The organism is Mesorhizobium sp. M1406, from assembly GCF_040317555.1.
GTDB lineage: Bacteria > Pseudomonadota > Alphaproteobacteria > Rhizobiales > Rhizobiaceae > Mesorhizobium.
The window spans coordinates 224,619-251,616 of the sequence record NZ_JAMYKW010000004.1 but is presented as its reverse complement, the minus strand read 5'-3'; the positions used below and the strand labels follow the sequence as shown (position 1 = coordinate 251,616).

Here is a 26,998-nt window from a genome sequence, read left to right as displayed (position 1 = left end):
TCGTCCCCACCCTCAAGCCCGGCGACATCGTCGTCATGGACAACCTCGGCTCGCATAAAGGCAAAGCCGTGCGCCGTGCCATCCGGTCCGCCGGCGCAAGGCTGTTCTTCCTGCCCAAATACTCACCCGACCTCAATCCCATCGAGAAGCTGTTCGCCAAGCTCAAGCACTGGCTGCGCAAAGCGGCACGGCGAACCGTCGAGGCCGTTTGCGACGCTATTGGCCAAACCCTCGAAATTGTCACTTCAAACGAATGCCGAAATTACTTCCTCGAGGCCGGCTATGACCGAACCTAAAATCATCCCGCTCTAGGATTCAACCACGCGGCATTCCGCTGGTGGCGATCACGTCTCGGCCTTGGCGCCGCCATCAGCCGGGTGCTGCAGCCTGCAAGCGGATCCGGAAGGATCGGAATGCGAGTGCGGAGCAGTCGACACCGAGCATCCGCCCGCAGCCCGATCGCCAAATCCGGTAGCTGAACAAAGGTGAGCGCCGGGATGTGGCGATCAGCTCGCCGGCTGCAGCGGATCGCTGCCGATCTTGGACAGGAGGATGACCGCCTGGGTGCGGCTGTCGACGCCGAGCTTCTGCAGGATGGCGGAGACATGCGCCTTGATCGTCGCCTCGGAGACGCCGAGTTCATAGGCGATCTGCTTGTTGAGCAGGCCCTCGGCCAGCATGCCGAGCACGCGGGTCTGTTGCGGCGTCAACGCCTGCAGGCGCTTGATCAGGTCGGATATTTCGGGATCGCGCTCGACGCCGAGATCGACGCCGACGGGTGCTGCAATGTCGCCGGCAAGCACCGTCTGCACGGCGCTGCGGATCTCCTCCATGCTGGCCGATTTGGAGATGAAGCCGGATGCGCCGAGATCGAGCGCCCGCCTGATGGTCGCCGGATCGTCGTGCGCAGACACCACGACCAGTGGCACCGCCGGATGGATTCCACGCAGCGAGATGAGGCCGGAGAGGCCGCTGGCGCCCGGCATCGACAGGTCGAGCAGCACCAGATCGACATCCTCGTTGGCCACGACCAGCGCCTTGGCGCTCTCGAAATCGCCGGCCTCGTGGATGGCGGCGACATTGCCTATGCCGGCGAGTGCTTCGCGCAGCGCACCGCGAAACAGCGGGTGATCGTCGGCGATGACGAAAGAATAGCCTGACGGCAAATGTCCCTCCCCGAATCCCCCAATGGTTTTTTAGCTTTTTTTGGGACCAGTTGGACGATTATGAGGGGCTGCGCGCTGTTTTCAAGCGGCAAAGCCAGCGCGCCGCGTTTTCCCTTGTTAGAGCGCTCAGGTCTTCTGCGAGTTGAGCTGGGCGCCGTTGTCCTTGTCCATATCCTTGACGATGCCCATGAAGCCGCGCAGGAAGCGCTCCATGTAGCTCATCGTCTTGTTGAAATCCTCCTCGCTCGGCAATTTCGATTCGAGGCGGGCGGAGAGCGAATTCTCGAGTTTGGTGACGCGCTCGTCCATCGCCTTCATCGAGGCTTGCAAGCGGTCGACCTCGTCCTGTAAAGCGGCGCGTTCGTCGGCCGCCATCTTGCAGACGAGCTGGCCGGAGCGCTCCTCGCAAATCGACATGGCGCCGGTCTGCGTATCCATGCGCACGTAGCCGTTGTCAGACTTTTCCAGCCGGTAGCGGTCGGTTTCTTCCGCTGAAGCCGCGACCAACGAAACGAGCGCGGCGGGGATCAAGATGTGATGCAGACGCATGTTGTCCTCCATGGCCAAGGCCTGAAATATCGCATGTTTGCGCCGGAAATGGGGAAGACCCTTGGCGTGGTCTTTCCCGCGTGGCTGGTTCGGACTATAGCGCAAGCATGTCTCAGATTATCTACAAGATAACCCCGCAGGCGCCTTGGCGCGAGGCCGAAACAAATGGCCGCTTCACCGGCGCGCCGATCGATGTCGCCGACGGCTTCATCCATTTCTCCACGGCGGCGCAGGTCAAGGAAACGGCGGCAAGGCACTTTGCCGGCCAGACCGACCTTCTGCTGGTGGCCATCGACGGCGCCGGCCTGGGTGCTGCTTTGAAATACGAGGTTTCACGCGGCGGCGCGCTGTTTCCGCATCTTTATGGTCCGCTCGACCTCAAGGCCGTGCTGTGGGTGCGACCGCTGCCGATTGGCGCCGATGGCGTGCATCGGTTTCCGGCATTGGAGTCCGAATGAGCGTGCTCGACCGGCTCGGCCAGAAGCTGCTGTTCGCCTTCGATCCGGAAACCGCGCATGGCCTGTCGATCGCGGCGCTGCGATGCGGTCTGCCGGTGGCCGGGCGCCCGCTGCGCGACGACAGGCTGAAGGTGACGGTCGGCGGCCTCGAGTTTCCAAATCCGCTCGGCATGGCCGCGGGCTACGACAAGAACGCCGAGGTGCCCGACGCACTTCTAGGCCTGGGTTTCGGCTTTGCCGAGGTTGGTACGATTACGCCGCTGCCGCAGGCCGGCAACCCGAAGCCGCGCATCTTCCGCCTGACGGCCGACGATGCGGTGATCAACCGGCTGGGCTTCAACAATGAAGGCCACGCGGCCGCCGAAAAACGCCTTGCCGCGCGCAAGGGGCGTGGCGGCATCGTCGGCGTCAACATCGGCGCCAACAAGGACAGCACCGACCGCATCGGTGATTATGAGCGCGGCGTCGTCCGGTTTGCGCAATACGCCAGCTATCTCACCGTCAACATCTCGTCGCCCAACACGCCGGGCCTGCGCAACATGCAGGCGCGCGAGCAGCTTGGCGAACTTTTGTCGCGTGTCATGGCCGCGCGCGCCACCGCAACAGCCCAGCCGCCGGTCTTCCTGAAGATCGCGCCGGATCTGGTCGAGGCCGAGCTGGAAGACATCGCCGCCGAGGTCACCGAGAAGCGGATCGACGGCGTCATCGTCTCCAACACCACCATTTCGCGGCCGGCGCTGCGCAGCGGCAACGCCGCGCGCGAGACCGGCGGACTCTCCGGCAAGCCATTGTTCGATCGCTCGACCATCGTTCTGGCCAGGATGCGCGAGCTGCTTGGCCCAGACCGCGCCATCGTTGGCGTCGGCGGCGTCGATTCCACCGACACGGCACTGGAAAAGATCCGCGCGGGTGCTGATCTCGTCCAGCTCTACACCAGCATGATCTATGCCGGACCGGCATTGCCGGGCCGCATTGTCGCCGGGATGGTGCGCTTTGCCGACACGGAACGGCTCGGATCCATTCGCGAGTTGCGCGACAGCCATCTCGATCGATGGGCAATGAGGCCGCTCAGCTGAAGGCTGTCCGCATTCGCAGCCGCAGGATGGTCAGCAGGCTGAAGCCGCGCGCGAGCAGGAAGACGTGCAACGCCGCCCAAAGTCCATTGTTGCCGAAGGCCGGCGCAAGGGTCAGCAGCGCGGCCGCGAAAACGAGGAACGACAGCAGCATCATGTTGCGCATGTCGCGCGACCAGGTCGCACCGATGAAGACGCCATCCATCTGGAACGCCAGCACACCGCTCAGCGCGGTAAAGGCTGCCCACGGCAGGTAGATGTCGGCCACCGAACGGACTTCCTGCGACGTCGTCACGAGGGCAACCAGACTGGCGCCACCAAACAGCAGCACCAGAGTGGCCGCACCCGCCAGCCCAAACCCCCAGAACAAGGTCAGCCGCACGGCCTGCCGGAACGGCGCGGCGGCACGCGCGCCGACGGCACGGCCGGCCAGCTGTTCGGCGGCGGTGGCGAAGCCGTCGAGGAAGTAGCCGGCGACGAGAAAGAAGTTCATCAGGACGGCGTTGGCGGCCAGCGTCACCGTACCGAACTGCGCGCCCTGCCGGGTGAACAGCGCGAAGGCGGCGAGCAGCGAGAACGAGCGGATCATGATGTCGCGGTTGAGCGACAGCATTTGCACAAAGGCAGCCATGTCGAGCAGGCGATGTCGCGGCAAGGGCGGCGTCGCGCGAAATCTGCGGATGACGATCGCCAGGCCGAGCAGCATGGCAAGGAACTCACCGGCGACAGTCGCCCAAGCGACGCCGGCGACGCCCCAGCCGAGCTTTAGGCCAAGCAGGAAGCAGAGCGTGATATTGATGCCGTTCAGCACCAATTGCAGCATCAAACCGAGTCCGCCCTCGCCGCGTCCCAGCACATAGCCAAGGATGGCATAATTGATCAGCGAGAAGGGTGCGGCGAGCAGCCTGATCCTGATGTAGACGCCCATCGCCTCGCTGACGCGCGGTTCGGCGCCCATGAATTTCTGCCCAACGATGGCGACCAGCGGCGCAAGTGCCGCGAGCACGATGCCGGCGACGACCGCGATCAGCACGGCGCGCCAGAACACCGCCTGTTCCTCCAGAGCATCGCCGCGCCCGAACGCCTGGGCGACGAGACCGGTTGTGCCGGAGCGCAGGAAATTGAAGGTGGTGAAGACGACGTCGAAGATAAGCGCGCCTGCCGCCAGCCCGCCGAGCAAGGCGGCATCGCCGAACTGGCCGACGACAGCCGTGTCGACCAGGCCGAGCATCGGCGTCGTCAGATAGGCAAGCGTCATCGGCACGGCGATGGCGAGCACGGAACGGTTGGTGACGATAAATCCGGGAGCGATTGGGGATCTGGCGTCGGCTGGAGTTGGACCCTTGTCCAAGGATTGCTGCCTTGCTGATTGCGGCTTGATCGAACCGCCGGTGTGCCCCATTTTCCCGGCATCGCGCAATCACTCTTGCCGCGAGGGCCAACCGAATTTCCCGGTCTGGCGCGAGCCCGCCGGATCCAGTTCATGCCCCTGCAGATCGTCCATCACCCCGACTACGACGCCGGCTTCGCGGTCAACCATCGCTTTCCGATGAGCAAATACCCGCTGCTGATGGACGCCTTGCATGCACGCGGACTGGCCGGGCCCAACGCGCTCAACACCGCGGAACCCGCGTCGGCATCATGGCTGAGACTTGCCCATGCGGCGCACTATGTCGACCAAGTCATCAGTTGCTCCGTGCCGGAAAAGATCGAACGCGAGATCGGTTTCCCGGTGACTCCGCGTGTCTCGTTGCGCGCACGGCTTGCCACCGGCGGCACGGTGCTGGCGGCGCGGCTGGCCCTGCGCCACGGCATCGCCTGCAACACCGCCGGCGGCAGCCATCATGCGCGGCGCGCGCAAGGCGCGGGCTTTTGCACCTTCAACGATGTCGCCGTCGCCGCGCTGGTCCTGCTCGACGAAGGCTCGGCACGGAACATACTGGTCGTCGATCTCGACGTGCATCAGGGCGACGGCACGGCGGATATCCTCGCGGACGATCCGCGCGTGTTCACCTTTTCCATGCATGGCGACCGCAACTACCCCGTGCGCAAGGTCGCCTCCGACCTCGATGTCGCGCTGCCCGACGGCACGGGTGACGCCGCTTACATGGAAAGGCTCGCCGCCATCCTGCCGGAACTGTCCGCCCAGGCGCATTGGGACATCGTGTTCTACAATGCCGGCGTCGACGTCCATGCCGGGGATCGGCTTGGCCGGCTCTCGTTATCGGACGACGGCCTGCGCGCTCGCGACGACATGGTGATCCGCCACTTTCGCGCGCGGGGCATTCCGGTCTGCGGCGTCATCGGTGGTGGGTACTCCACGGACGTGCCCGCGCTTGCCGCACGCCACGCCATCCTGTTCGAGGCGGCCTCGGGCTACCCCTGATAGTCCTTTTTAAGCATGACCTTGTCCGAAAAAACGGTTCCCACTTTTCGGGATCATGCTCTACTTCCGGTAGTTGGCAAGCCTCAGAAGGATGAAGGCCGGCACGACGATCGCCGCGCCGAGCAGGATGTAGCCCAGGAAGCGGTCGATGGCGTGGAAGCCCAGATTCCACAGGTCGATGAAGACCTTCTGGATGCCGTAGAACACATCCATCGGCGACCAGCCGAAGGCATTCATGACAAGGCCGACGAGGAACGACACGACTACCAGTTTCAGGATCACCTTGAGCGGCGAGTCGCCGAGAAAGCGCGTCAGTGCGGACAAGGGCCGTCTCCAGATAGAGGTACCACAGACTCGAAGGTGTCGGCCCAGACATACGCACTTGGCTGGTCGGCTTCAAGCCGGCGGTTTTGCGGGATGCCGAACACCTCCATCATGGCGTGGCCGCAAGCAGTGCCAAGGTGCATGGCAGACCGCGGCCGCGGCCGATCCCGCTGGCTTATCTGTTTTCTAACCAATTGCCGCTATTCCCAATCGAATAGCGGGAGCAAGGCTTTTGGTGGAGACGGAAAAAAACACCGCGCGACGCGCCGTCATGCTGTCGGTGGTCGTCCCATGCTACAATGAGGTGGCCGGGCTGGCCGAACTGCATCGGCGGGTAACGGCCGCATGCCTGGAACAAGGTTCGTCCTACGAGATCGTCCTTGTCATCGACGGCGCGACCGACGGTACGCGCGAGGCTATTTTCCAGCTGGCCGAAAAGGACGACCATGTCGTTGCCATCGACCTTGCCCGCAATTACGGCCACCAGATCGCGTTGAGCGCAGGGCTCGAGTTCTGTCACGGCCAGCGCATCCTCATTCTCGATGCCGACCTGCAGGATCCGCCTGAATTGCTCGGCGCGATGATGACGAAGATGAACGAAGGTTTCGATGTCGTTTACGGCCAGAGGCTGACGCGCGACGGCGAAAGCTGGTTCAAGCTCGCTTCCGCCTCGATGTTCTATCGCCTGCTGCGCCGGATGGTCGACGTCGATATAGCCCCGAATACCGGCGATTTCCGGCTGATGAACCGCCGCGCGCTCGACCATCTGAACGCGATGCCCGAACGCTACAGGTTCATTCGCGGCATGGTGAGCTGGATCGGGCTGAAACAGGCGGCTTTCCCCTATGAACGGCACCGTCGCGTTGCCGGCACCACCCACTATCCCCTGAGGAAAATGGTTCTTCTGGCGGTCGACGCGATGACCAGCTTCTCGATCGTGCCCTTGCGGTTCGCCTCGCTGCTCGGAATGATGTTCGGGCTTCTGGGGCTGGTCGTGCTCGGCTACACCCTGTTCGAATGGTCGGTCGGAAACGTGTTGCCCGGCTGGACCAGCCTTGCCGCGATCATGCTGATCCTCGGCAGCGTCCAGCTTATGGTGCTGGGCATCTTCGGCGAGTATCTCGGGCGCATGTACATGGAGACAAAGCGGCGGCCGCTCTACTTCGTCAACGAGATCGTTTCCCGCAGCCAGGCAGCCGAGGACGGGAAATTGCCCGTCCATCGCCTGCAGGAAATGGCAAAGAGGGCGGCAGGTGCTTGAGGCGGAGTTCGACCGGGCGCAGCGGGAACGGCATGGGCAGGATGCGATCGGCTCTTCCGTCTAATTTCTCGCGGATGCTGCGATTTAGTGCCGTCGGGCTCCTCAACACGGCGCTCGGATATACGCTCATCCTGGCCGGGCTGGCGCTCGGCTTCGGCGATATCGCCTCCAACGCGACGGGCTATGCCGCCGGCCTCATCATCGGTTTCTTCCTCAACCGCCAATGGACATTCAGCCGTGCCGGCGGCTTTCGCCCTGGCGCGATCGTGCGATACGCGATCACCTTCCTTGTCGCCTACGGTGCTAACCTGGGGATCGTGGTCACCGCCATGTCTGCCGGCTACATCGAAAACCCGTTTGTCCATCTGGCGGGAAACTGCCTTTACTCGGTCATCTTCTATGTCGGCTCGGCCCGTTTCGTGTTCGTCGGCGGCGCGGATGATCCAGATCCCTTGACCGGAAAGAACGCGAAATGGCCTGGAGCCGCGACATGAACCAGACCAAAGCAATCTTGCTGGCCACGCCGTCACTCGAGGACGCACAGCGGAACAGGCTGATCTTTTGCCTGCTCACGGCCGGGGCGATGGCGGCGGCACTGGCCACCCAGGCCGGTTCCACCCTGCAGGATCCCGACAGTTGGTGGCAAGTGAAGGTCGGGCTGGATTTCCTGGCAAACCGGACATTTCCGACGGTCGACCCTTATTCCCACAGTTTTGCCGGCCAGCCGTGGATTGCCAAGGAATGGCTGGGGCAGGTCCTGCTGGCTCTTGCTTACCGGGCAGGAGGCTGGAACGGGGTGGTCACGCTGATCATCGCCTCGATATCCCTGACGGTTTTCCTGATGGGGTGGTTTCTCAGCGCATGGCTGAAGCCGATCCTGGCGATTACGCTGGCCTTCGCCGCGGTGTTCCTGATCAACCCGATCTTCACGGCGCGTCCGCATGTCCTCACCTTCCCGATCATCGTCATCTGGACTGCGGTGCTCTTTGGTGCGGCAAGGGAAGAACGGGCGCCGCCCTGGTGGTCGCTTGTGCTGGTCGTGTTGTGGGCGAACCTGCACGCCACCTTCACCTTGAGCTTTGTCATCGCGGCTTTCGCCGGTCTCGATCTGCTGGCGCGCACGGGCCTCTCGAAACCCGCGCTGCTGGGAAAATGGCTGGCGTTCGGCTTGCTTTGCCCGCTGGTCAGCCTGATGCATCCCTACGGCGTGAAAGCCATCCTGGCCACGCTCACCGTCGCCTACGGCAATGAGGCGGTGCCGCTGATCATGGAATGGAAGGCGTTCGCCCAGCCGGATAGCCCCGTCCAGGAAGCCGCGATGCTGCTGGCGCTTTTCGGGCTTCTGGTATCACGGTTACGAATTGGCTGGGCCAAGGCGTTGTTCGTCGTCTTCACCTTGCATGTCTATCTCGCCCATGTGCGTTTCATGTATCTGTTCTTCCTGCTGGTTCCCCTGGTGATCGCGGTCGAGGTCGCACAGCAATATCCGCTGCTCTCAGCCACCGCTTGGCTGGCGGAAAAGCGCGACGGACTGGAAAAGTTCCTCGCCAGGCGGTTCCACGCGATCTGCGGTGCGGCGGCCGTCTTAACGATCGGTGGGATCGTCCTGCTCGGCAGTGTCTATCAGGTCGCGCCGAGCCCGAAGACGTCGGCCAGCGGGGCGCTGGCGTTCGCAGAAAGCCATCATCTGTCCGGCAACGTGATGAATTCCTACAATTTCGGCGGCACGCTGATTTTCCACGGGATCAAGACCCATATCGACGGACGGACGGACCAGCTGTTCCTGGGCGGTTTCACAAAAGCCGATGACGAAACGGGACATAGCGACGGCAAGCCGCTCCTCGAAGCCCGGCTGAAGAAATACGAGATAGGCTGGGCACTGCTGTCGACCGGCGACAGCCGCATTCCCTTCTTCGACCAACTGGGCTGGAAGCGTGCCTATGCGGACGACTACGCGGTGATCTACCTGCCCGGCGTTTGATCCTGCCGCGTATCGGCGCGAACCGGCTTCGCCAGCATTCGAACCTTGGCATCCGGCTTGACTCTCATTTGCAGTGCAAATTGCACCACAGGGGCAGGCCTGTGAGATCGACGAGCCGGGATTCTTCGCACGAGCGGGACATCGCCGTATGGACGGCGTATCGGGCTCCGCCCGACCTCACTTAACGCGGCTGGCTGTTCGTACGCCGATGCCGGCACCAGGCAGTTTCTCTACTTCGACTATGGTCATTTCTCTTCCGCCGGCGCGACGCTGGCCATCTCGAAATACTGGCCGAGTTTTGCCGCAAGCAACAAGGTCGCTAAGGCAAAACAGCAACTCACGGCCGCAGGTACGCAGTGATCCGCGCACGCCCGCGTCGTGCGAGAACGGACCGCTTTGCGATTGCCCGAAGGCTAACCCTCATGGTAACGAGGAGACGTGCGGGTATGATGTAATGGTAGCTTGTCAGCTTCCCAAGCTGAACGCGCGGGTTCGATTCCCGCTACCCGCTCCAGCAATCATCCCACCTCGCGCAGGATGAAATCGTGCAGCATCTTGGCGGCCGGCGACAGCACGCGGTTCCTGACCGTGATCAGGCTGTAGGGCCTGACCTCGATGTCGAATTCGGTCTGGACGACGTCGATGGCGCCGGCCAGCCCATCCGGATTCTGGATGAATTTCGCTACCTGGACCGAGACCGGCGCAATGGCATCGGACTGCGCAACCATGACCAGCGTCAGGAGCAGTGAGCTGGTGTTGAGGATCCGGTCCGGCAAAGCGATGTTGCGGTTGAGGAAATTGCTCTCCATCGCCTGACGCAAGGGCGAGCCGCCCGACTGGAAAACCCAGTCATAGGCGGCGGTGTCCTCCAGCCGCACCGCCTTGCCCTTGGTGAGCGGGTGGCCCCGTCGCACGATCAGGCAGGCCTTCTCGACACCGATGACGCGCGACTCGAACAGCCGCGGATTGAGATCGTCGGGGATGCGCGCGATGATGAAATCATGGCGCGTGGCGATCAGCTCGCGCGCCAGCACGTTGGAGGTCTCGACCTGCATGGTGATCTCGATGCGCGGATAGATGCGGCGGATTTCGCGGATTGCCGGCACCGCCAGTTCGATCGCGGGCGCCGTCACCGCACCCAGAAACACCGAACCGCCCTTGCCCGACTTGAGCTCGGAAATCTCGCGGTCGACCTCGCGCATCTCCAGCAGGATCGAGCGCGCGCGCCTTGCCAACGCCTTCCCATAGGGGGTCAACGTGATGCCGCGCGGCAGCCTTTCACACAGCTTGACCTCGAGCACCGCCTCCATCTCGCCGATCATGCGCGAGGCCGCCGGCTGCGAAATGTTCATGACCTGGGCCGCCGCGCTGACGCGGCCATGGTCGTCAAGCGCGACGATCATGCGCATGTGACGCAGACTGAGACCGCTGCGCAGCAGGGTTTCGCCATCGCCCGGAATTTCGCTGTAACGGTTTGAAATCGAACTAGAATTGCGTAGCGCGGCCATCGCCTTTCCCTTACTTCCCCTTACCGCCGCCGGTGGTCGCGCCGGTCCATTTCGCCTCATAGCACATACCAAACGCGATATAGCAACCATCAAAGATCGCATTTGACAGTTATGGCAAAGGATCACACCCTTTGCGCGTTCCGAGACCTGACGGTCGATGACGAGTAAAATCGTATCGATTGAAATCAGCGCTTCGGGGCCATGGGAGGATACCGGAGATCGATATGACGGCAGCAGTGCCTTGGCACTTCTGCACGATTGCGCGGCCCGCGACCCCCGGGGTGCCGCGTCCATCAACCAGGGAGAGTAAAAGTGAAGATCATCAAGACATTGGCCGCCGTCGCGGCCCTTGGCATCGCTGCCATGACCTACTCGGCGCACGCAGCCGACAAGGGTCTTGTCGGCGTGCTGATGCCGACCAAGACCTCGCAGCGCTGGATCAACGACGGCGACGCCGTCAAGTCCCAGCTCGAGGCTCTCGGCTACACCGTCGACCTGCAATACGCGCAGGACGACATCCCCAACCAGCTCAGCCAGCTGGAAAACGAAATCACCAAGGGGCCGAAGGCGCTGATCATCGCCTCGATCGACGGCACCACCCTGTCGGATGCGCTGCAGAAGGCCGCTGACGCGGGCGTCGTCGTCGTCGCCTATGACCGCCTGATCAAGAAGACCGCCAATGTCGATTACTACACCACCTTCGACAATTTCGGTGTCGGCGTCATCCAGGCGAATTCGCTGGTCAAGGGCCTCAAGGAGCGTTTCCCGAACACCAAGCCGTGGAACGTCGAACTGTTCGGCGGCTCGCCCGACGACAACAACGCCTTCTTCTTCTACAACGGTGCTATCTCCGTTCTGCAGCCGCTGATCGACGACGGCTCGATCAAGATCAAGTCCGGCCAGACCGGCATGGACAAGGTCGGCACGCTGCGCTGGCTCGCCGCCACCGCCCAGGCGCGCATGGACAATCTGCTGTCGGCCAACTATTCGGACGGCAGCCGCGTCGATGGCGTTCTGTCGCCCTATGATGGCCTGTCGCGCGGCATCACCGCCTCGCTGCGCGCCGTCGGCTACGGCACGGACGCACAGCCCTGGCCGATCGTGACCGGCCAGGATGCCGAGACCGCCTCGGTCAAGCTGATCATCTCGGGCGAGCAGTACTCGACCGTGTTCAAGGACACCCGTGAACTGGCCAAGGCCACCGTCGAGCTCGTCGACAAGGTGCTCTCGGGCGGCAAGCCGGACGGCCTTGATGAAAAGACCTACAACAACGACGTCAAGGTCGTCCCCTCGATCCTCTTGACGCCGCATGATGTCGACAAGTCGAACTACCAGGCACTGGTCGTCGACTCCGGCTACATCAAGGCCGACGAACTGAAGTAACCCCGGTTACAAAATCAGGGGTCCTGCGCAATGCAGGGCCCCTTTTCGTTAACCAGCGAGCCCGGTATTGTTTACCGACCTCGCCGGCAGTGTTTGCCGACCTCTCAAGGAGCGGTAGTCCCATGGTCTCGACGATTTTGGAGATGCGCGACATCACCAAGACGTTCCCCGGCGTGAAGGCGCTGTCGAACGTCAACCTCAGCGTCGAGGAAGGCGAGATCCATGCCGTGGTCGGCGAGAACGGCGCCGGCAAGTCGACGCTGATGAAGGTGCTGTCGGGTGTCTATCCCACAGGCACCTATGACGGCCAGATCATCTTCAATGGCCAGGAATGCCACTTCAAAGGCATCCATGACAGCGAACACAAGGGCATCGTCATCATCCACCAGGAGCTTGCCCTGGTGCCGATGCTGTCGATCGCCGAAAACATTTTCCTCGGCAACGAGCACGCCAGATACGGCGTCATCGACTGGAATGCCAACGAGGCGCGCACCAGCGCCCTGTTGAAGAAAGTGGGCCTCAAGGAGGACCCCAAGACGCTGATCACCAATATCGGTGTCGGCAAGCAGCAGCTGGTCGAGATCGCCAAGGCGCTGAGCAAGGAAGTCAAGCTGCTGATCCTCGACGAGCCGACGGCATCGCTCAGCGAAAAGGACAGCCAGGCGCTGCTCGACCTTCTGCTCGAATTCAAACGGCAAGGCATGACCTCGATCCTGATCTCGCACAAGCTCAACGAGGTGAACCGGGTCGCCGACAAGGTCACCGTCATTCGCGACGGGCGCACCATCGAGACACTGGCCAAGAAGGACATCTCGGAAGACCGCATCATCACCTCTATGGTGGGCCGGTCGCTCGACGACCGCTATCCGCCGCGCGAGCCTGACATCGGCGAGGTCGTGTTCGAAGTGAGGAACTGGTCGGTCTATCACCCGCTCCATGCCGACCGGCAGGTGATCAAGGGCATCGACATCAATGTGCGCAAGGGCGAAGTGGTCGGCATTGCCGGACTGATGGGCGCCGGCCGCACCGAATTCGCGATGAGCCTGTTCGGCCGCTCCTATGGCCGCCATATCACTGGCGAGGTGCTGCTCAAGGGCATGCCGATCGATGTCTCCTCGGTGAGCAGGGCAGTCGAACACGGAATTGCCTACGTCACCGAGGACCGCAAGACCTACGGCCTCAACCTCATCGACCATATCAAGCACAACATCACGCTGGCCAATCTGGGCGGCGTGTCGCGCCATAGCGTGATCGACGACATGCGCGAGCTCTCCGTTGCCAACGACTATCGCAAGAAGACCAATATCCGCGCTTCGAGTGTCTATCAGATGACCGGCAATCTTTCCGGCGGCAACCAGCAGAAGGTGGTGCTGTCGAAATGGCTGTTCGCCGACCCGGACGTGCTGATTCTCGACGAGCCGACGCGCGGCATCGACGTTGGCGCCAAATACGAAATCTACACGATCATCGCCCGCCTCGCCGCCGAAGGTAAGGCGATCGTGGTCATCTCGTCGGAAATGCCAGAACTGCTCGGCATCAGCGACCGCATCTACGTCATGAACGAAGGCCGCATTGTCGGCGAAATGCCCGCGGCGGACGCCAGCCAGGAAAAAATAATGCGCGCCATCGTCCGGGGAGAAGGAAAAGCAGCATGAGCACCGAAAGCGCCCCCGCCCCGCAGAGCAAAGTCGCCGAAGACGTGCCGCAGCGTCCACGTATCGCCGTCTCGGCGCTGACGACGAACCTGCGCGAATACGGCCTGATACTGGCGCTGATCGCCATCATGGTGTTCTTCCAGTTCACCACCTCCGGAACGCTGTTCAAACCGGTGAACCTGAGCAATCTGGTGCAGCAGAACTCGTTCATCATCGTGATGGCGCTGGGCATGCTGCTGGTGATCGTCTCCGGCCATATCGATCTCAGCGTCGGGTCGGTCGCCGGCTTCATCGGCGCACTGGCGGCGATGATGATGGTCATCTGGCCGCTCGGCCCGTTCAGCAATCCGCTTGTGGTGTCGATCATCTGCCTCATCGTGGGTGGCGCGATCGGCGCGGCGCAAGGCTACTGGATCGCCTATCATCGAATACCGAGCTTCATCGTCACGCTGGCCGGCATGCTGATCTTCCGCGGCATCTGCCAGGCGCTGCTGGGCGGCGGATCCTCGGTGGGGCCGCTTCCCGACGGCTTCAAGGCGCTCAGCTCGGGCTTCATCCCGGATGTCATCGGGCCACTGACGCTCATCCCGCCGACGGTGAACGCGGCCGGCAAGACCATTATCGGCAGCGGCCTGACGCTGCACATGACGACGATCGTGCTGGGCCTGATCGCTGTGCTGGCCTACGCCTATTTCGGGCTGAGGACACGACGCAAACGCGAACGCCATGGCTATGAGGCCGAGCCCTTTCCCCTGTTCGTCATCAAGACGCTGGTGGGTAGCGCGCTGGCGCTGTTCCTGGTCTACCAGTTCGCCAGCTACAGGGGCCTGCCGGTGGTGCTGCTCGTCATGGGCGTGCTGATCTCGCTGTTCGTCTTCGTCACCAAGCGCATGACCATCGGCCGCCGCATCTATGCGATGGGCGGCAACGCCAAGGCCGCGCAGCTGTCAGGCATCAAGACAGAACGGCTGACGCTGATGGTGTTCGTCAATATGGGCGTGCTGTCGGCACTTGGCGGCCTGATCATCGCGGCGCGGCTGGGACAGGCGGTGCCGGCTGCCGGCCTCGGTAGCGAACTCGATGTGATTGCCGCCGTCTTCATCGGCGGCGCCTCGGCGATGGGCGGCGTCGGTCAGGTCATCGGCGCGGTGGTCGGCGGCTTCATCATGGGCGTGATGAACAACGGCATGTCGATCATGGGCGTCAATGTCGACTGGCAGCAGGTCGTCAAAGGCCTGGTGCTGCTCGGCGCCGTGATCTTCGACGTCTACAACAAGAACAAGGTTTGACGGGCCAGCGAGGCAACGAGGAAAGCATACGGGTCTAGATCGCGATGCTGCCGGCAACCCGCCGGCGTCAAGAAGTCCCTCGGGGACCAAGCTCGCGGGCGCAATCCGGACGACGAGTTCAACCCGTGGCGCGGCGAGGTCCGAGCCGCGCGGGTTAGGGTTTGCCAAACGGCACCGGGCCAAGACAAATGAGAGAGGATTCATCATGCTGATCTCCCAGATTCTCGATGACGCCGAGACCATCCGTGTCGTTGCCCGCAACGGCGGCAAGACCCGGATCATCAACGGCGCCCGCAGCGTCTACTCGCTGGCGATGGAGGCCGCGCGTACCGGCGTCGGTCTCGTCGCGCTGATCGAACGCAAGGGGCTTGGCGAAACGGTCGATCTCGAGGCGGCCTACAAGAAAGGACGGCTGCTGTCGCCGATCAACCATCCCGACCCGGCGCATCTGCACCTGACCGGCACCGGACTGACGCATCTCGGCTCAGCCGCGACACGCGATTCCATGCACAAGAAGCTCAGCGCCGACGGCGAGGAGCAGCTGACCGATTCCATGAAGATGTTCCGCATGGGGCTGGAGGGCGGCAAGCCCGCGAAAGGCCAGATCGGCGTGCAGCCGGAATGGTTCTACAAGGGCAACGGCACGATGGCGGTGGCGCCAGGTGCGGCGCTCTTGTCACCGGCTTTCGCCAAGGACGCCGGCGAAGAGCCCGAGGTGGCCGGCATCTACGTCATCGGCGATGACGGGGCACCGTTCCGCGTCGGCTTCACCCTGTCGAACGAGTTTTCCGACCACGTCACCGAACGCGTGAATTATCTGTTCCTCGCCCATTCCAAGCTGCGCAACGCTTCGTTCGGGCCGGAGATCCTGATCGGCGACCTGCCGTCCGATATCAGAGGCACCTCGCGCATCTTGCGCGACAACGACGTGCTGTGGGAAAAGCCCTTCCTGTCCGGCGAAGCGAACATGTCGCACACCATCGCCAATCTCGAACATCACCACTTCAAATATGCGGCTTTCCGCCAGCCGGGCGACGTGCATGTGCACATGTTCGGCACGGCGACGCTGTCCTTCGCCGACGGCATCAGTACTGAAGCCGGCGACGTGTTCGAGATCGAGGCCAAGGATTTCGGCCTGCCGCTGCGCAATCCGCTCGAGATCGAGCAGCCGGTGAAGGTGGCGGTGAAGGCGCTTTGAAAGGGTGATCTCCCCCCAAGGGGAGGAGATTGGCAGCTCCGACGTCAATAAATATCGAAGTCGAAGTATTTGGCCTGGATCTTCTTGTAGGTGCCGTCGGCGACGATCGCGTCGATGGCCGCATTGAGCTTGTCGCGCAATGCCGTGTCTTCCAGGCGGACGGCAATGCCGGCTTGTGTCTCCGTGCCCTTGACGTCACCGACCAGTTTGCAGCAGCCGTCGCTTGCCTTCTTCAACCAATCCATCAGCACGAACTTGTCCGAGATCACGGCGTCTAGCCGGCCGTTGGTCAGGTCGGTGATCGCTTCTTCCTGGGTCGGGTAGAGTTTTGCCTCGGCGCCCGCCTTGCCATAGGTATTCTGGGCATAGTCGGCCTGCGTGGTCGAGGCCTGGGCGCCGACCGTCTTGCCTGCAAGGGCCGCCGGTTCCGTCGAGGTGAGATCGCTGTCCTTCGGCGCCACCAGAGCGAGCGGTGTCGTATAATATTTGTTGGTGAAAGCGACCTGCTTCTTGCGCTCCTCGGTGATGCTCATCGAAGCGATGATGGCGTCGAACTTCTTGGCCTGCAGGGCGGGAATGATGCCGTCCCAGTCCTGGGTGACGATTTCGCACTCGACCTTCATCTGCGCGCACAGCGCATTGGCGATGTCGATGTCGAAGCCTTCGACCTTGCCGTCCGCTGTAATGGTATTGAATGGCGGATAGGCGCCCTCGGTGCCTATCTTGATTTTCTCAGCTGCCCGCACCGACAGAGAGCCGGCCGCCATCACCAGCATGGCAGCGCCCGCCGCCGATATGATCCATTTCGAAATCTGCATTTTCTTGGTTCCCCTTGAACGCCGCCAGCTTGACGACCAGAAAGGCAGCCAAGCATGGCGAGCCGGCGCAGGCAAGTATTTTGCCAGCGGGCAAAGGGGGTTCAGCGCGCGGGGCGGAAATGCTTGGACAGCTTCAAACCCTGCGCCTGGTAGTTGGACCCGAGATCGGTGCCATAGAGTGCCCGTGGCCGCTTCAGCATGTGCTCGTAGACCAGCCGGCCGACGATCTGGCCATGGTCGAGGATGAACGGCACTTCGTGGCTGCGCACTTCCAGCACCGCCCGGCTGCCGGTGCCGCCGGACGCCGAGTGGCCGAAGCCCGGATCGAAGAAGCCGGCATAGTGGACGCGGAATTCACCGACCAGCGGATCGAAGGGCGTCATCTCGGCGGCGTAGAGCGGCGGCACATGCACCGCTTCCTGGCTCACAAGAATATAGAATTCATCGGGGTCGAGCACCAGTTCGCCAGCGCCTCTCTTGTGGATCGGCTCCCAGAAGTCGACGACCTCCTGCGCGGCGCGCTGGTCGACGTCGATGAGACCGGTGTGATGCTTGCCGCGGTAGCCGACAAGGCCGTTTCGATCGCCGTTGAGGTCGATCGACAGCGCGATGCCGCCGCCGGAAATGTTGGGCGGCTCGGTGGCAACCAGTATCTGCGCGCGATGCAACTGGTGAAGTTCGGCTTCCGACAGCAGCGCATTGCCGGTGCGGAAACGGATCTGCGACAGTCGCGAACCGGTGCGCGCGACGATCGGGAAGGTGCGCGGGCTGACCTCCAGATAGAGCGGACCATGATAGCCGGCGGCGATCTTGTCGAACTCGTGGCCGCGATCGGTCATGACGCGGGTGAAGATGTCGAGCCGCCCGGTCGAGCTCTTGGGATTGGCCGAGGCAGAAATGTCCGCCGGCAATGCCAGGCTTTCGAGCAAGGGCACGATATAGACGCAGCCGGTCTCCAGCACCGCGCCCTCGGCCAGATCGATCTCGTGCAGCTTCAGCCGGTCGAGCTTTTCCGAGACCTTGTGGTTGGGGCCCGGCAGGAAGGACGCACGCACCCGCCAGGCCTTGTCGCCGAGCCGGAGATCGAGGCTGGCCGGCTGAATCTGGTCGGCATCGAGCGCACGTGCCGACTTCAGCGCGCCGGACTGGAAGAGCGCCGAAATGTCCTGATCGGGAAGAATGCCTGTTTGCCGCAAAGCCGGCTCCGCTGCAACGCCGCTGGTACAAACCTCTTAATCAAGCCGGCAATTGACGCAAGCGTGGCGCGGGTCTAAAGGGTCGTTATCCCGTGGTGATTTGGCCGGTCGGCTTGCAGCCACGTTAAACAAGTCGCTAAAGGACCGTCGGGCCGCAAGGCCGTATGGACCGGTTGCGACTTTCGCGGCCGGTTTTTTTGTGTCTGGAAGAAGAGCGATGAGCACCAACAAGCGCAACTGGAAGCCTCAAACGGCACTCGTGCACAGCGGAACGCTGCGTTCCGGTTTCGGCGAAACGTCGGAAGCGATTTACCTCACCCAGGGCTACGTCTATGAAACGGCGGAGGCCGCCGAAGCCCGTTTCAAGGGCGAGGAGCCGGGCTTCATCTATTCGCGCTACGCCAATCCGACCGTCGACATGTTCGAAAAGCGCATGTGCGCGCTCGAAGGTGCCGAGGACGCCCGCGCCACCGCCTCCGGCATGGCCGCGGTGACGGCAGCGCTGCTGTGCAGCGCCAAGGCCGGCGACCATATCGTGGCGGCGCGCGCGCTGTTCGGCTCCTGCCGCTGGGTGGTCGAGACGCTGGCGCCAAGATATGGCATCGAGGCGACGCTGGTCGACGGCACCGACATCGCCAATTGGGAAAAGGCGGTCAAGCCGAACACCAAGCTGTTCTTCCTGGAAAGCCCGACCAACCCGACGCTGGAAGTGGTCGACATCGCCGCGGTTGCCTCGCTCGCCAATTCGATCGGCGCCAGGCTGATCGTCGACAATGTCTTCGCCACGCCCTTGCAGCAGAAGCCGCTGCAACTCGGCGCCCACATCGTCGTCTATTCGGCGACCAAGCACATCGACGGCCAGGGGCGCTGTCTCGGCGGCGTCATCCTGTCGGACAAGAAGTGGATCGACGAGAACCTTCACGATTATTTCCGCCACACCGGGCCCAGCCTGTCGCCCTTCAACGCCTGGACGCTGCTGAAGGGGCTGGAAACGCTGCCGCTGCGCGTGCGCCAGCAGACGGAAAGCGCCGGCAAGATCGCGGATTTCCTCGCCGAGCGGCCGGAAATTGCCCGCGTCATCTATCCCGGCCGCGCCGACCACCCGCAGGCCGATATCGTCAAGAAGCAGATGTCGGGCGGCTCGACGCTGATCTGCCTCGACGTCAAGGGCGGCAAGCAGGCGGCCTTCGCCTTGCAGAACGCGCTCGACATCGTGCTGATCTCCAACAATCTCGGCGACGCCAAGAGCCTGATCACCCATCCGGCGACGACGACGCACAAGAACCTGAGCGACGAAGCGCGTGCCGAGCTCGGCATCGGGCCGGGCACGCTCAGACTGTCCGTCGGCCTGGAAGACACCGACGATCTGCTTGAGGATATCGAACAGGCGCTGAAGGCCTCGTAAGAGGGCTTTGGCTTTCAGGCGCCGGACGGCGTCTCTTCCAGCTCGGCCGCCTTGGTCCCGATGGTCATCGCGTTGCCGCGCCAGTCGACGGCACCGCCGAGCCAGCCGCGTGCCCACATCGCCGGCAGGATCAGGTCGCGCGCCATGATCGCGGCAACCATGCGTGGCGACAGGTACCAGCCCTTGGACCAGGCCAGGGCGCACTCGGGAAGGTAGAAGGCCGCCACGGCAATGGCGGTTGCCCAGAGGCTGAAGCCGGCGCTTGCCGCCGCAATCAGCGCCAGCACCAGCGGCACCGCCGCGCCAGTCAGGATTTCGGGTGCGAAGAACAGCGGGAAGGTGACGCGGCGCAGGCGCGCCCAACGGGCCTGACGTGACCAGATCTCGTCGAACGTGCGCCGGCCAAGCGGCTGTTCGAAGGGCGCGGCGACGAGATTGACGCGCAGGCCGAGGCCGTTGACCAGCTTGGTCGCGGCGGCGTCCTCGGCGATCTCGGCGGCCAACGCGCGGATGCCGCCATTGGCGTCGAGCATCGGCTTGTTCCAGAGCATGCTCTTGCCCTGGGCAAAGCCAAGGCCAAGCGCCTCGCCGGCATATTGCCAGCGCGCCTGGAGCGTGTTGAGGAAAGCGCATTCGACTTCAGCCCAGAAGCCGGCCGGCCGCGAGCCGATCGGCGTCGAGCAGACAAGGCCGGTGTCGGGCCGCCATGCAGCCATCAGGTGCTGGATGTAGTCTCTCGGCATCAACACGTTGGAATCGGCCAGGACGACCCAGTCGTGCCGCGCCGCTTCCCAACCCTTGACGCAATTGTTGAGTTTCGGATTGGCGCTGAAGCGGTCGTCGCCGATCATCAGCCGGGCCGGCACCTTGGGAAACCGGGCAATCGCCCTGTTTATCGGTTTGACTACCGGATCGTCGGCGTGGGCGACGCAGAAGATCAGCTCGTAGCGCGGCCAATCAAGCGAGAAGGCGCGCTCCAGCGTCTCGTGCGTGAACGGTTCAATGCCACGCGACGGCACGATGATCGACACCGGCCGCGGCTTGCCGGTCGGCGGCGCGATAATGCGGCGCCGTTTCAGACGCGAAGCGGCAAGCACGATGCTGGCGAGATTTGAGAGGATAAGAGCAATTGAAAGCGTTGCGGCTATGAGAGTGAGTTCCATCGAGATCCGGTCACTCCAGAAAACCGGTCCGCCAGAACAATCTGGCTGGCATGACGACCGATTTCAACAGTTCGACAGAGCGCCCGAGTCGCGCGGCACTGGTCGGCGCACACCATCATTGTCGTGTGTCACTTAAATGACATTCTTTGCCGGCACCTGCCGTTCGGTAGGCAATGAAAGGACGCGCACCGTTGACCAGCCTGCAAGGAGCGCCGAAAGATACTGGATTGTTTTGGAGCTGCTTATGTACAGCGCCGTCACGCGCAACATCGAAGTGCAGGTCAGGCCGTTCTATCTGGAGGACCGCTCGGATCCGTCCGAGAACCGCTATGTCTGGGGCTATCAGATAACGATCGACAATCAGTCGGACGATTCCGTCCAGCTGTTGTCGCGCTATTGGCACATCACCGATGGCACCGGCAGGGTCGAAGAGGTACGCGGCCCTGGCGTCGTCGGCGACCAACCCGAACTCAATCCCGGCGACAGCTACCAGTACACGTCCGGTTGCCCGCTCTCGACACCCTCCGGCATCATGGTCGGGCACTACACGATGCGCAACCAGCGGGGCGAGACGTTCGACATCGCCATCCCCGCATTTTCACTCGACCTGCCGGGGAAGCGGCGGACGGTGAATTAGCGTCTTTCTCCCCGTCTCTGTACGGGGAGAAATGCCCGGCAGAGGGGCGCCGCCGGGCTGATGAGATTGTCTTCCACGCACAAGGCATCCGAGTGGACGGCGCGGCCATTCGCCGAAGTTCGCGCTGCCCCTCATCCGCCCTTCGGGCACCTTCTCCCCGTAAACAGGGAGAAGGAAGGGACACTCTACTGCGCCGCAAACTCCGCCGGGTCGAAGTCATATTGCTTCGAGCAGAATTCGCAGGCGACGTGAATGCCGCCGTCCTCGGTGCTGTCCTTGATCTCCTGGGCGGAAAAGCCCTCGAGGATGCCGCGGATCTTGTCCCGGGAGCACGAGCACTGGTCGGCGACCGGAACGCCGCCGAAGACGCGCACGCCATGCTCGTGGAACAGCCTGTAGAGCAGCCGCTCGGCGCCGATCGTCGGGTCGATCAGTTCGGTCGGCTCGATGGTGCCGAGCAGCGCCAGCAACTCCAGCCAGGAATTGTCGTCGGGATCGTGGATCTCCTCGCGCGGATCGCCATCGCCGCCCGGCAGGTCCGGCACGCGCATGCGCTCGGGCGACTGCGGCAGGAACTGCGCCAGGATGCCACCGGCGCGCCACTGCTCGCGGGCGCCGCCCGGGCCGGGCGTCAAGAGCTTGGCCACCGACAGCCTGAGATCGGTCGGAATCTGCTCCGACTGACGGAAATAGGTGCGTGCCGCATCTTCCAGCGTCTCGCCATCGAGCTGGACGATACCCTGATAGCGCTGCGTGTGAGCGCCCTGGTCGATGGTCAGCGCCAGCACGCCGGTGCCGAGCAGGGTCTGCTGGGACGTTTCGCCCGCCGCGACCAGCGCTTCCAGTCGGTCGGCATCGAAACGCGCATAGGCGCGCAGCGCCGAGGGCGTGGAAAAATCCGCGACCAGCATGTCGACAGGCCCGTCGGTGCGGGTCTGAAGGATGAACTTGCCCTCGAACTTGAGCGAGGTGCCGAGCAGCACCGTCAGCACACAGGCCTCCGCCAGCAGCCGGGCGACCGGCTCGGGATAATCGTGGCGGCCAAGGATGGCATCGAGCATCGGCCCGAGCTGGACGGTGCGGCCGCGCACGTCGAGCGGGCCTACCTCGAAGGGCACGACGTGATCGTCGCCGGCGTAGCCGAATTCGCCGAGTTTGGGGTGATGTTCAGTCACTCGATAGGTTTCCAACATAACAAAGCTCCGGGGCGCGGCCATGCCGCCCTCTCGGGAGCATGCGTCGAAACGCGCTTGATTTGCGTGATGTGGCGCAAATAGGCATCACACCCCCGGAGATCAAGCTCACAGAGATCAAGCGCCGAGGCACCAGGCGAGCACGGCCTTCTGCGCATGAAGCCGGTTCTCTGCCTCGTCGAAGACCACCGAATGCGGCCCGTCGATGACCTCGTCGGTCACTTCCTCGCCGCGATGCGCCGGCAGGCAGTGCATGAACAGCGCGTCCGGCTTGGCCTTCGCCATCAGCTTGGCATTGACCTGGTAGGGCGAGAACACGTTGTGGCCGCGGGCACGATGCTCCTGGCCCATCGACACCCAGCAATCGGTGACGATGCAGTCGGCCTGATCGACGGCTTCCTCGGGCGAGCGGGTGAAATGCAGCTTGCCGCCATGCGACTGCGACCAGTCGATATGCTTCTGCGCCGGCTCACTGCCCTCGGGGACGGCGATGTTGAGGTTGAAGCGGAAGCGCGCAGAGGCCTCAAGCAGCGAATGCAGCACGTTGTTGCCGTCGCCGGTCCAGGCGATGGTCTTGCCGGCGACCGGACCGCGATGCTCCTCGAAGGTCATGATATCGGCCATAAGCTGGCAGGGATGGGTGTCGTCGGTCAGTCCGTTGATCACCGGCACGGTGGCATTCTCGGTCAGCTCCAGCAGCCGCTCATGCGAGGTGGTGCGGATCATGATCGCGTCGACATAACGCGACAACACCTTGGCGGTGTCGGCGATGGTCTCGGAACGGCCGAGCTGCATCTCGGTGCCGGTCAGCATGATGGTCTCGCCGCCAAGCTGGCGCATACCGACGTCGAAGGACACACGCGTGCGGGTCGACGGCTTGTCGAAGATCATCGCCAGCACCTTGCCTTCGAGCGGCTTGCTGCGCTCGCCAGCCTTGAGGCGGGCCTTTCGCACCACCGCATCGTCCAGCATAAGACGCAGATCGCCTTCGGAAACGGCGGAAAGATCGGTGAAATGGCGAACTGACATCAGCAATGGTTCCGGGATTACTTCGCGGCGGCGGAGGCGATCGCCTCCGCCAGGCCCTTGGCGCCGGCGCGGATGCGGTTGAGCGCGTCGTGGATCTCGGCGTCGGTGACGGTGAGCGGCGGCAACAGGCGAATGACATTGTCGCCGGCCGGAACCGCCAGCAGGTGCTGGTCGCGCAATGCCATGTTCACCTTGGTGTTGGGCATGGCGCATTTGAGGCCCAGCATCAGCCCGGTGCCCCTGATGTCCTCGATGACCTCGGGAAACTCGTCGGCGACCGACGCGAGACCCTGCTTCATCAGCAGCGCCTTGCGCTGGACGTCTTCGAGGAAGCCGTCTTCCAGCACGACATCTAGCACGGCGTTGCCGACAGCCATGGCCAGCGGGTTACCGCCGAACGTGGTGCCATGCACGCCCGCGGTCATGCCGACGGCCGCTTCGTCCGTGGCAAGGCAGGCGCCCATCGGGAAGCCGCCGCCAATGCCCTTGGCGATCGCCATGATGTCTGGCGTAACCCCTGACCATTCATGCGCGAACAGCTTGCCGGTGCGGCCGATGCCGCACTGGACCTCGTCGAAGATCAACAGCAGGCCGTGCTGTTCGCACAATTGCCTGAGCCGCTTCAGCGATTGCGTCGGCACCGGACGGATACCGCCCTCGCCCTGCACCGGCTCGATCAGGATGGCGGCCGTCTCCGGCGTGGTCGCCTTTTCGGCGGCGTCGATGTCGTCGAAACCGACCTGATCGAAACCTTCGACCTTGGGGCCGAAGCCTTCGAGATATTTGTGCTGGCCGCCAGCCGCGATGGTCGCCAGCGTGCGGCCATGGAAGGCGCCTTCGAAGGTGATGACGCGGAAGCGCTCGGGATGTCCGTTGACGAACTGGTAGCGCCGCGCCGTCTTGATCGCGCATTCCAGCGCCTCGGCGCCGGAATTGGTGAAGAACACCTTGTCGGCGAAAGTGGCGTCCACCAGCCGCTCGCCGAGCCGGCTCTGCCCCGGAATCTCATAGAGATTGGAGACATGCCAGAGCTTGGCGGCCTGCTCGGTGAGTGCGGCCACCAGATGCGGATGGCTGTGGCCCAGCGAATTGACGGCGATGCCGCCGGCGAAATCGAGATATCGCTCGCCTTTGTCGGTAACCAGCCAGGTGCCTTCCCCGTGGTCGAAGGCCAGGGGTGCGCGAGCAAAGGTCTCGTAAAGCGCCGAACCGCTCATTATATGCGTCTCCGGTACCGGAAAATCAAAAAAGCCGCCAAAGCGGCGGCCTTTGCGGCTTATCGTGTTTTTCGGCCATGAAGTCAACGAAAACGTCGCGTAGTGCCGCGCGGCAAGCCCTCTGACGAGACGCCGGCTCATAAGCGACCGGGCAAGTTGGGGAAAACCGAAAAAACCGATTCGTGTTGCACTTGGGACTCTTGTCACCGAGTCAGCGCATAGAGTAGTTGTAGACGAGAAATAACTAGATTTCGTGCGGCGGACCTAATCACCAGATATATGTGGTGTCTGCCCCGGCAAATATTGCCGGGTTGGGAATGGATTCCGATTGCCGCACGCTTAGCAGGAGCGCGGTCTCATGAACTGGACTGACGAGCGGGTAGAACTTCTCAGGAAACTGTGGTCGGAGGGTCTGAGCGCAAGCCAGATTGCTGCGCAGCTTGGGGGGGTCAGCCGCAATGCGGTCATCGGCAAGGTGCACCGGCTGAAACTGTCGGGCCGCGGGCGCTCGACCGCCACGCCGGCACGCCAGAAGAAGGCGGCGCAAGGATCGACCGTTCAGAAATCGGTATCGCGCGCCGCTACCGCCACACGCCATGTCACGACATCGATCGGCGCGACTGCCTTGCAGACGCAGTTCGACGCCGAACCGGTGGCACGCCACTACATCCGCCCGGTCGAGAATGTCGTGCTGCCGATCTCGCGGCATCTGCAACTCGTCGAGCTGACCGAGCGTACCTGCAAATGGCCGAACGGCGATCCGCTTTCGGAGGACTTCCATTTCTGCGGCAACGACGCCGCCGAAACCGGCCCCTACTGCAAGTACCACGCCCGCGTGGCGTTCCAGCCGGCATCGGAGCGGCGGCGGAGTCGCTGAGCGAATAGCGAATAGCGAATAGCGAATAGCGAATAGCGAATAGCGAATAGCGAATAGCGAATAGCGAATAGCGAATAGCGAATAGCAACGGCTTGGCTTCTGTGACAGGAAGCAAGCCGTTGCTATTCGCTATTCCCTATTTGCTATTCGCTCTCTTTCACAGCCACCCATTCTTGCGAAACCGCCAGTAGAGAAACGCGCAGATCAGCGCGATCGTAGCCAGCACCATCGGGTAGCCGTATTCCATCTTCAGTTCCGGCATATCGCTGAAATTCATGCCGTAGATGCCGGCGAGTGCCGTCGGCACCGCCAGGATGGCGGCCCAGGAGGCGAGCTTCTTGGTGTTGGCCGTCTCCTGGCTCTGGCCGACCAGCAGGCTGGCTTCGAAGGCGAACGCCAGCACCTCGCGCAGGCTGTCGATCTTTTCCTGGACGGTGCGGATGTGATCGGTCACATCGCGGAACAGCGGATGCATGGCCGTATGGATCTGCGGCAGCTCGGCGCTGGTCAGCCGGCGGCAGACCTCGACCAGCGGCAGCGCCGCATTGCGCAGGCGCAAAAGATCGCGGCGCAGCATATAGAGGCGCTCGATGTCCGGGCCGGTCATCGGCTTCATCAGGACCTTGTCCTCGATCGCCTCGACCTCGTCCTCGATCTGCTCGAGCACCGGCATGTAATTGTCGACGATGAAATCGAGAATGGCGTAGAGGACGAAATCCTCGCCCTTGGCCAGCGAATGCGGGCAGCTTTCCCAATGCTGACGAACGGCGGCATAGGAGGTCGAAGGGCCGTGCCTGACGCTGACAATGTAGCCGCTGCCGACGAACAAATGGGTCTCGCCGAAGGTGACCCGGCCGTCGATCAGCTGCGCGGTGCGGGCGACAATGAACAGTGCATCGCCATATTGCTCGATCTTCGGCCGCTGGTGCGGGTGCTCGGCATCCTCGATCGCCAGCTCATGCAGGTGAAACTGCGCCTGGACGCGCAGCAGCAGGTTGCGGTCGGGCTCGAGCAGGCCAATCCAGACGACATGACCGGATTTTTTCGCCCATTCGCCGGCTTCCTCGATGGGAATGTCGGCGATGCGACGCCCGGCCGTGTAGACGCCGCAAGCGATAATGCCGGATGTCGGCGCAGACGCCGGGGTCAGGTTCCGAACATTTTCCATCACGACCTCCCGAAGCAAATCCACGGACGAGGATAGAGGCAAGCCCGGAAAGCTTAGCTTAATT

Annotated in this window: 26 protein-coding genes, 1 tRNA gene and 1 riboswitch; of the genes, 15 read left to right on the top strand and 12 right to left on the bottom strand. The window is 63.0% G+C overall.

Annotated features, from left to right (window positions below; genetic code table 11):
- Window positions 1–296, top strand: a 296-nt coding sequence (locus tag NKH03_RS06425; RefSeq protein WP_352967671.1) for a transposase, incomplete at its 5' end; no start/stop codon positions are given.
- A gap of 210 nt (window positions 297–506) precedes the next feature.
- On the opposite strand, the gene NKH03_RS06420 is transcribed toward NKH03_RS06425, so the two are convergent.
- Together NKH03_RS06420 and NKH03_RS06415 are read right to left on the bottom strand one after the other, a co-directional pair.
- Window positions 507–1,166 (bottom strand): response regulator transcription factor, encoded by a 660-nt coding sequence (locus NKH03_RS06420; protein ID WP_352967670.1) that lies wholly within the window; start codon window positions 1,164–1,166, stop codon window positions 507–509.
- 126 nt (window positions 1,167–1,292) lie between these two features.
- Window positions 1,293–1,715, bottom strand: coding sequence for a hypothetical protein (locus NKH03_RS06415; protein ID WP_352967669.1), 423 nt, complete (start codon window positions 1,713–1,715; stop codon window positions 1,293–1,295).
- A 107-nt stretch (window positions 1,716–1,822) separates the two neighbouring features.
- On the opposite strand from NKH03_RS06415, the gene NKH03_RS06410 reads away from it, so the two are divergent.
- Complete coding sequence (locus NKH03_RS06410) at window positions 1,823–2,173, top strand: DUF952 domain-containing protein (RefSeq protein WP_352967668.1); 351 nt, start codon at window positions 1,823–1,825, stop codon at window positions 2,171–2,173.
- Window positions 2,170–3,249, top strand: coding sequence for a quinone-dependent dihydroorotate dehydrogenase (locus tag NKH03_RS06405; RefSeq protein ID WP_352967667.1), 1,080 nt, complete (start codon window positions 2,170–2,172; stop codon window positions 3,247–3,249). Before NKH03_RS06410 ends, NKH03_RS06405 begins: the two co-directional genes overlap by 4 nt.
- Here the strand turns inward: NKH03_RS06405 and NKH03_RS06400 are convergent.
- Window positions 3,242–4,597, bottom strand: a complete 1,356-nt coding sequence (locus tag NKH03_RS06400) for an MATE family efflux transporter (protein WP_352967666.1) — start codon at window positions 4,595–4,597, stop codon at window positions 3,242–3,244. The genes NKH03_RS06405 and NKH03_RS06400 overlap by 8 nt on opposite strands.
- A 132-nt stretch (window positions 4,598–4,729) precedes the next feature.
- Between NKH03_RS06400 and NKH03_RS06395 the strand changes: the two genes are divergently transcribed.
- The gene (locus tag NKH03_RS06395) at window positions 4,730–5,632 is read left to right on the top strand and encodes a histone deacetylase family protein (RefSeq protein WP_352967665.1); all 903 of its coding nucleotides are present in this window, start codon (window positions 4,730–4,732) and stop codon (window positions 5,630–5,632) included.
- 60 nt (window positions 5,633–5,692) lie between these two features.
- On the opposite strand, the gene NKH03_RS06390 is transcribed toward NKH03_RS06395, so the two are convergent.
- A complete protein-coding gene (locus NKH03_RS06390; RefSeq protein WP_352967663.1) occupies window positions 5,693–5,956 on the bottom strand; it encodes a DUF6460 domain-containing protein in 264 nt (87 codons plus the stop codon).
- Window positions 5,957–6,227: 271 nt separating this feature from the next.
- Here NKH03_RS06390 and NKH03_RS06385 point away from each other — a divergent pair, with 271 nt between their 5' ends.
- The 4 genes from NKH03_RS06385 to NKH03_RS06370 all read left to right on the top strand — a co-directional run bounded on the left by NKH03_RS06385 (window position 6,228) and on the right by NKH03_RS06370 (window position 9,712).
- Window positions 6,228–7,217, top strand: a complete 990-nt coding sequence (locus NKH03_RS06385) for a glycosyltransferase family 2 protein (RefSeq protein ID WP_352967686.1) — start codon at window positions 6,228–6,230, stop codon at window positions 7,215–7,217.
- Between the two features lie 74 nt (window positions 7,218–7,291).
- Window positions 7,292–7,711 carry a GtrA family protein gene (locus tag NKH03_RS06380; protein WP_352871397.1) on the top strand — a complete coding sequence of 140 codons (420 nt, stop codon included), beginning with the start codon at window positions 7,292–7,294 and terminating at the stop codon, window positions 7,709–7,711.
- The gene (locus tag NKH03_RS06375; RefSeq protein ID WP_352967662.1) at window positions 7,708–9,198 is read left to right on the top strand and encodes a hypothetical protein; all 1,491 of its coding nucleotides are present in this window, start codon (window positions 7,708–7,710) and stop codon (window positions 9,196–9,198) included. Before NKH03_RS06380 ends, NKH03_RS06375 begins: the two co-directional genes overlap by 4 nt.
- Before the next feature lie 440 nt (window positions 9,199–9,638).
- Window positions 9,639–9,712, top strand: a tRNA-Gly gene (locus NKH03_RS06370).
- Window positions 9,713–9,716: 4 nt separating this feature from the next.
- Here the strand turns inward: NKH03_RS06370 and NKH03_RS06365 are convergent.
- A complete protein-coding gene (locus tag NKH03_RS06365; protein WP_352870212.1) occupies window positions 9,717–10,706 on the bottom strand; it encodes a LysR family transcriptional regulator in 990 nt (329 codons plus the stop codon).
- A 312-nt stretch (window positions 10,707–11,018) separates the two neighbouring features.
- Between NKH03_RS06365 and chvE the strand changes: the two genes are divergently transcribed.
- The 4 genes from chvE (at window position 11,019) to araD1 (ending at window position 16,231) form a co-directional block, all read left to right on the top strand.
- Complete coding sequence (gene chvE / locus NKH03_RS06360) at window positions 11,019–12,089, top strand: multiple monosaccharide ABC transporter substrate-binding protein (protein WP_142868326.1); 1,071 nt, start codon at window positions 11,019–11,021, stop codon at window positions 12,087–12,089.
- A 122-nt stretch (window positions 12,090–12,211) separates the two neighbouring features.
- Window positions 12,212–13,744, top strand: coding sequence for a multiple monosaccharide ABC transporter ATP-binding protein (mmsA, locus tag NKH03_RS06355; RefSeq protein ID WP_352967661.1), 1,533 nt, complete (start codon window positions 12,212–12,214; stop codon window positions 13,742–13,744).
- Window positions 13,741–15,033, top strand: a complete 1,293-nt coding sequence (mmsB, locus tag NKH03_RS06350) for a multiple monosaccharide ABC transporter permease (RefSeq protein ID WP_352870210.1) — start codon at window positions 13,741–13,743, stop codon at window positions 15,031–15,033. The genes mmsA and mmsB overlap by 4 nt, the downstream gene beginning before the upstream one ends.
- Before the next feature lie 205 nt (window positions 15,034–15,238).
- On the top strand, window positions 15,239–16,231 hold the full coding sequence (araD1, locus tag NKH03_RS06345) for an AraD1 family protein (RefSeq protein ID WP_352870209.1): 993 nt from the start codon (window positions 15,239–15,241) through the stop codon (window positions 16,229–16,231).
- 44 nt (window positions 16,232–16,275) lie between these two features.
- On the opposite strand, the gene NKH03_RS06340 is transcribed toward araD1, so the two are convergent.
- Both NKH03_RS06340 and NKH03_RS06335 read right to left on the bottom strand, forming a co-directional pair.
- On the bottom strand, window positions 16,276–17,049 hold the full coding sequence (locus NKH03_RS06340; RefSeq protein ID WP_352967659.1) for an ABC transporter substrate-binding protein: 774 nt from the start codon (window positions 17,047–17,049) through the stop codon (window positions 16,276–16,278).
- A 101-nt stretch (window positions 17,050–17,150) separates the two neighbouring features.
- On the bottom strand, window positions 17,151–18,245 hold the full coding sequence (locus NKH03_RS06335; protein WP_352967657.1) for a 2'-deoxycytidine 5'-triphosphate deaminase: 1,095 nt from the start codon (window positions 18,243–18,245) through the stop codon (window positions 17,151–17,153).
- 82 nt (window positions 18,246–18,327) lie between these two features.
- Window positions 18,328–18,405, top strand: a riboswitch (SAM riboswitch).
- Between the two features lie 57 nt (window positions 18,406–18,462).
- On the opposite strand from NKH03_RS06335, the gene NKH03_RS06330 reads away from it, so the two are divergent.
- Window positions 18,463–19,650, top strand: coding sequence for an O-succinylhomoserine sulfhydrylase (locus NKH03_RS06330; RefSeq protein WP_352967656.1), 1,188 nt, complete (start codon window positions 18,463–18,465; stop codon window positions 19,648–19,650).
- 14 nt (window positions 19,651–19,664) lie between these two features.
- On the opposite strand, the gene NKH03_RS06325 is transcribed toward NKH03_RS06330, so the two are convergent.
- The gene (locus NKH03_RS06325) at window positions 19,665–20,813 is read right to left on the bottom strand and encodes a ceramide glucosyltransferase (RefSeq protein ID WP_352967655.1); all 1,149 of its coding nucleotides are present in this window, start codon (window positions 20,811–20,813) and stop codon (window positions 19,665–19,667) included.
- Window positions 20,814–21,057: 244 nt separating this feature from the next.
- On the opposite strand from NKH03_RS06325, the gene apaG reads away from it, so the two are divergent.
- Window positions 21,058–21,450, top strand: a complete 393-nt coding sequence (gene apaG / locus NKH03_RS06320) for a Co2+/Mg2+ efflux facilitator ApaG/CorD (protein WP_352875804.1) — start codon at window positions 21,058–21,060, stop codon at window positions 21,448–21,450.
- Between the two features lie 185 nt (window positions 21,451–21,635).
- On the opposite strand, the gene NKH03_RS06315 is transcribed toward apaG, so the two are convergent.
- The 3 genes from NKH03_RS06315 to NKH03_RS06305 form a co-directional block, all read right to left on the bottom strand.
- Window positions 21,636–22,667, bottom strand: coding sequence for an Hsp33 family molecular chaperone (locus NKH03_RS06315; protein WP_352967654.1), 1,032 nt, complete (start codon window positions 22,665–22,667; stop codon window positions 21,636–21,638).
- Window positions 22,668–22,760: 93 nt separating this feature from the next.
- Window positions 22,761–23,672 carry an ornithine carbamoyltransferase gene (gene argF / locus NKH03_RS06310; RefSeq protein ID WP_352967652.1) on the bottom strand — a complete coding sequence of 304 codons (912 nt, stop codon included), beginning with the start codon at window positions 23,670–23,672 and terminating at the stop codon, window positions 22,761–22,763.
- Window positions 23,673–23,689: 17 nt separating this feature from the next.
- Complete coding sequence (locus tag NKH03_RS06305) at window positions 23,690–24,889, bottom strand: aspartate aminotransferase family protein (RefSeq protein WP_352967651.1); 1,200 nt, start codon at window positions 24,887–24,889, stop codon at window positions 23,690–23,692.
- Between the two features lie 358 nt (window positions 24,890–25,247).
- Here NKH03_RS06305 and NKH03_RS06300 point away from each other — a divergent pair, with 358 nt between their 5' ends.
- A complete protein-coding gene (locus tag NKH03_RS06300) occupies window positions 25,248–25,766 on the top strand; it encodes a GcrA family cell cycle regulator (protein WP_056588322.1) in 519 nt (172 codons plus the stop codon).
- Window positions 25,767–25,923: 157 nt separating this feature from the next.
- Here the strand turns inward: NKH03_RS06300 and NKH03_RS06295 are convergent, their stop codons facing one another.
- The gene (locus NKH03_RS06295; RefSeq protein ID WP_352967649.1) at window positions 25,924–26,934 is read right to left on the bottom strand and encodes a magnesium and cobalt transport protein CorA; all 1,011 of its coding nucleotides are present in this window, start codon (window positions 26,932–26,934) and stop codon (window positions 25,924–25,926) included.
- Window positions 26,935–26,998 lie beyond the last annotated feature (64 nt).

Excerpts from the sequence above, each read along its gene's own strand:
- NKH03_RS06300 (WP_056588322.1), top strand. The coding sequence starts at position 25,248 with ATGAACTGGACTGACGAGCGGGTAGAACTTCTCAGGAAACTGTGGTCG.
- NKH03_RS06410 (WP_352967668.1), top strand. The coding sequence starts at position 1,823 with ATGTCTCAGATTATCTACAAGATAACCCCGCAGGCGCCTTGGCGCGAG.
- NKH03_RS06375 (WP_352967662.1), top strand. The coding sequence starts at position 7,708 with ATGAACCAGACCAAAGCAATCTTGCTGGCCACGCCGTCACTCGAGGAC.
- NKH03_RS06330 (WP_352967656.1), top strand. The coding sequence starts at position 18,463 with ATGAGCACCAACAAGCGCAACTGGAAGCCTCAAACGGCACTCGTGCAC.
- NKH03_RS06415 (WP_352967669.1), bottom strand. The coding sequence starts at position 1,715 with ATGCGTCTGCATCACATCTTGATCCCCGCCGCGCTCGTTTCGTTGGTC.
- NKH03_RS06405 (WP_352967667.1), top strand. The coding sequence starts at position 2,170 with ATGAGCGTGCTCGACCGGCTCGGCCAGAAGCTGCTGTTCGCCTTCGAT.
- NKH03_RS06340 (WP_352967659.1), bottom strand. The coding sequence starts at position 17,049 with ATGCAGATTTCGAAATGGATCATATCGGCGGCGGGCGCTGCCATGCTG.
- apaG (WP_352875804.1), top strand. The coding sequence starts at position 21,058 with ATGTACAGCGCCGTCACGCGCAACATCGAAGTGCAGGTCAGGCCGTTC.
- mmsB (WP_352870210.1), top strand. The coding sequence starts at position 13,741 with ATGAGCACCGAAAGCGCCCCCGCCCCGCAGAGCAAAGTCGCCGAAGAC.
- NKH03_RS06385 (WP_352967686.1), top strand. The coding sequence starts at position 6,228 with ATGCTGTCGGTGGTCGTCCCATGCTACAATGAGGTGGCCGGGCTGGCC.
- argF (WP_352967652.1), bottom strand. The coding sequence starts at position 23,672 with ATGTCAGTTCGCCATTTCACCGATCTTTCCGCCGTTTCCGAAGGCGAT.
- araD1 (WP_352870209.1), top strand. The coding sequence starts at position 15,239 with ATGCTGATCTCCCAGATTCTCGATGACGCCGAGACCATCCGTGTCGTT.
- NKH03_RS06380 (WP_352871397.1), top strand. The coding sequence starts at position 7,292 with ATGCTGCGATTTAGTGCCGTCGGGCTCCTCAACACGGCGCTCGGATAT.
- NKH03_RS06305 (WP_352967651.1), bottom strand. The coding sequence starts at position 24,889 with ATGAGCGGTTCGGCGCTTTACGAGACCTTTGCTCGCGCACCCCTGGCC.
- NKH03_RS06315 (WP_352967654.1), bottom strand. The coding sequence starts at position 22,667 with ATGGCCGCGCCCCGGAGCTTTGTTATGTTGGAAACCTATCGAGTGACT.
- NKH03_RS06295 (WP_352967649.1), bottom strand. The coding sequence starts at position 26,934 with ATGGAAAATGTTCGGAACCTGACCCCGGCGTCTGCGCCGACATCCGGC.
- NKH03_RS06395 (WP_352967665.1), top strand. The coding sequence starts at position 4,730 with ATGCCCCTGCAGATCGTCCATCACCCCGACTACGACGCCGGCTTCGCG.
- mmsA (WP_352967661.1), top strand. The coding sequence starts at position 12,212 with ATGGTCTCGACGATTTTGGAGATGCGCGACATCACCAAGACGTTCCCC.
- NKH03_RS06325 (WP_352967655.1), bottom strand. The coding sequence starts at position 20,813 with ATGGAACTCACTCTCATAGCCGCAACGCTTTCAATTGCTCTTATCCTC.
- NKH03_RS06365 (WP_352870212.1), bottom strand. The coding sequence starts at position 10,706 with ATGGCCGCGCTACGCAATTCTAGTTCGATTTCAAACCGTTACAGCGAA.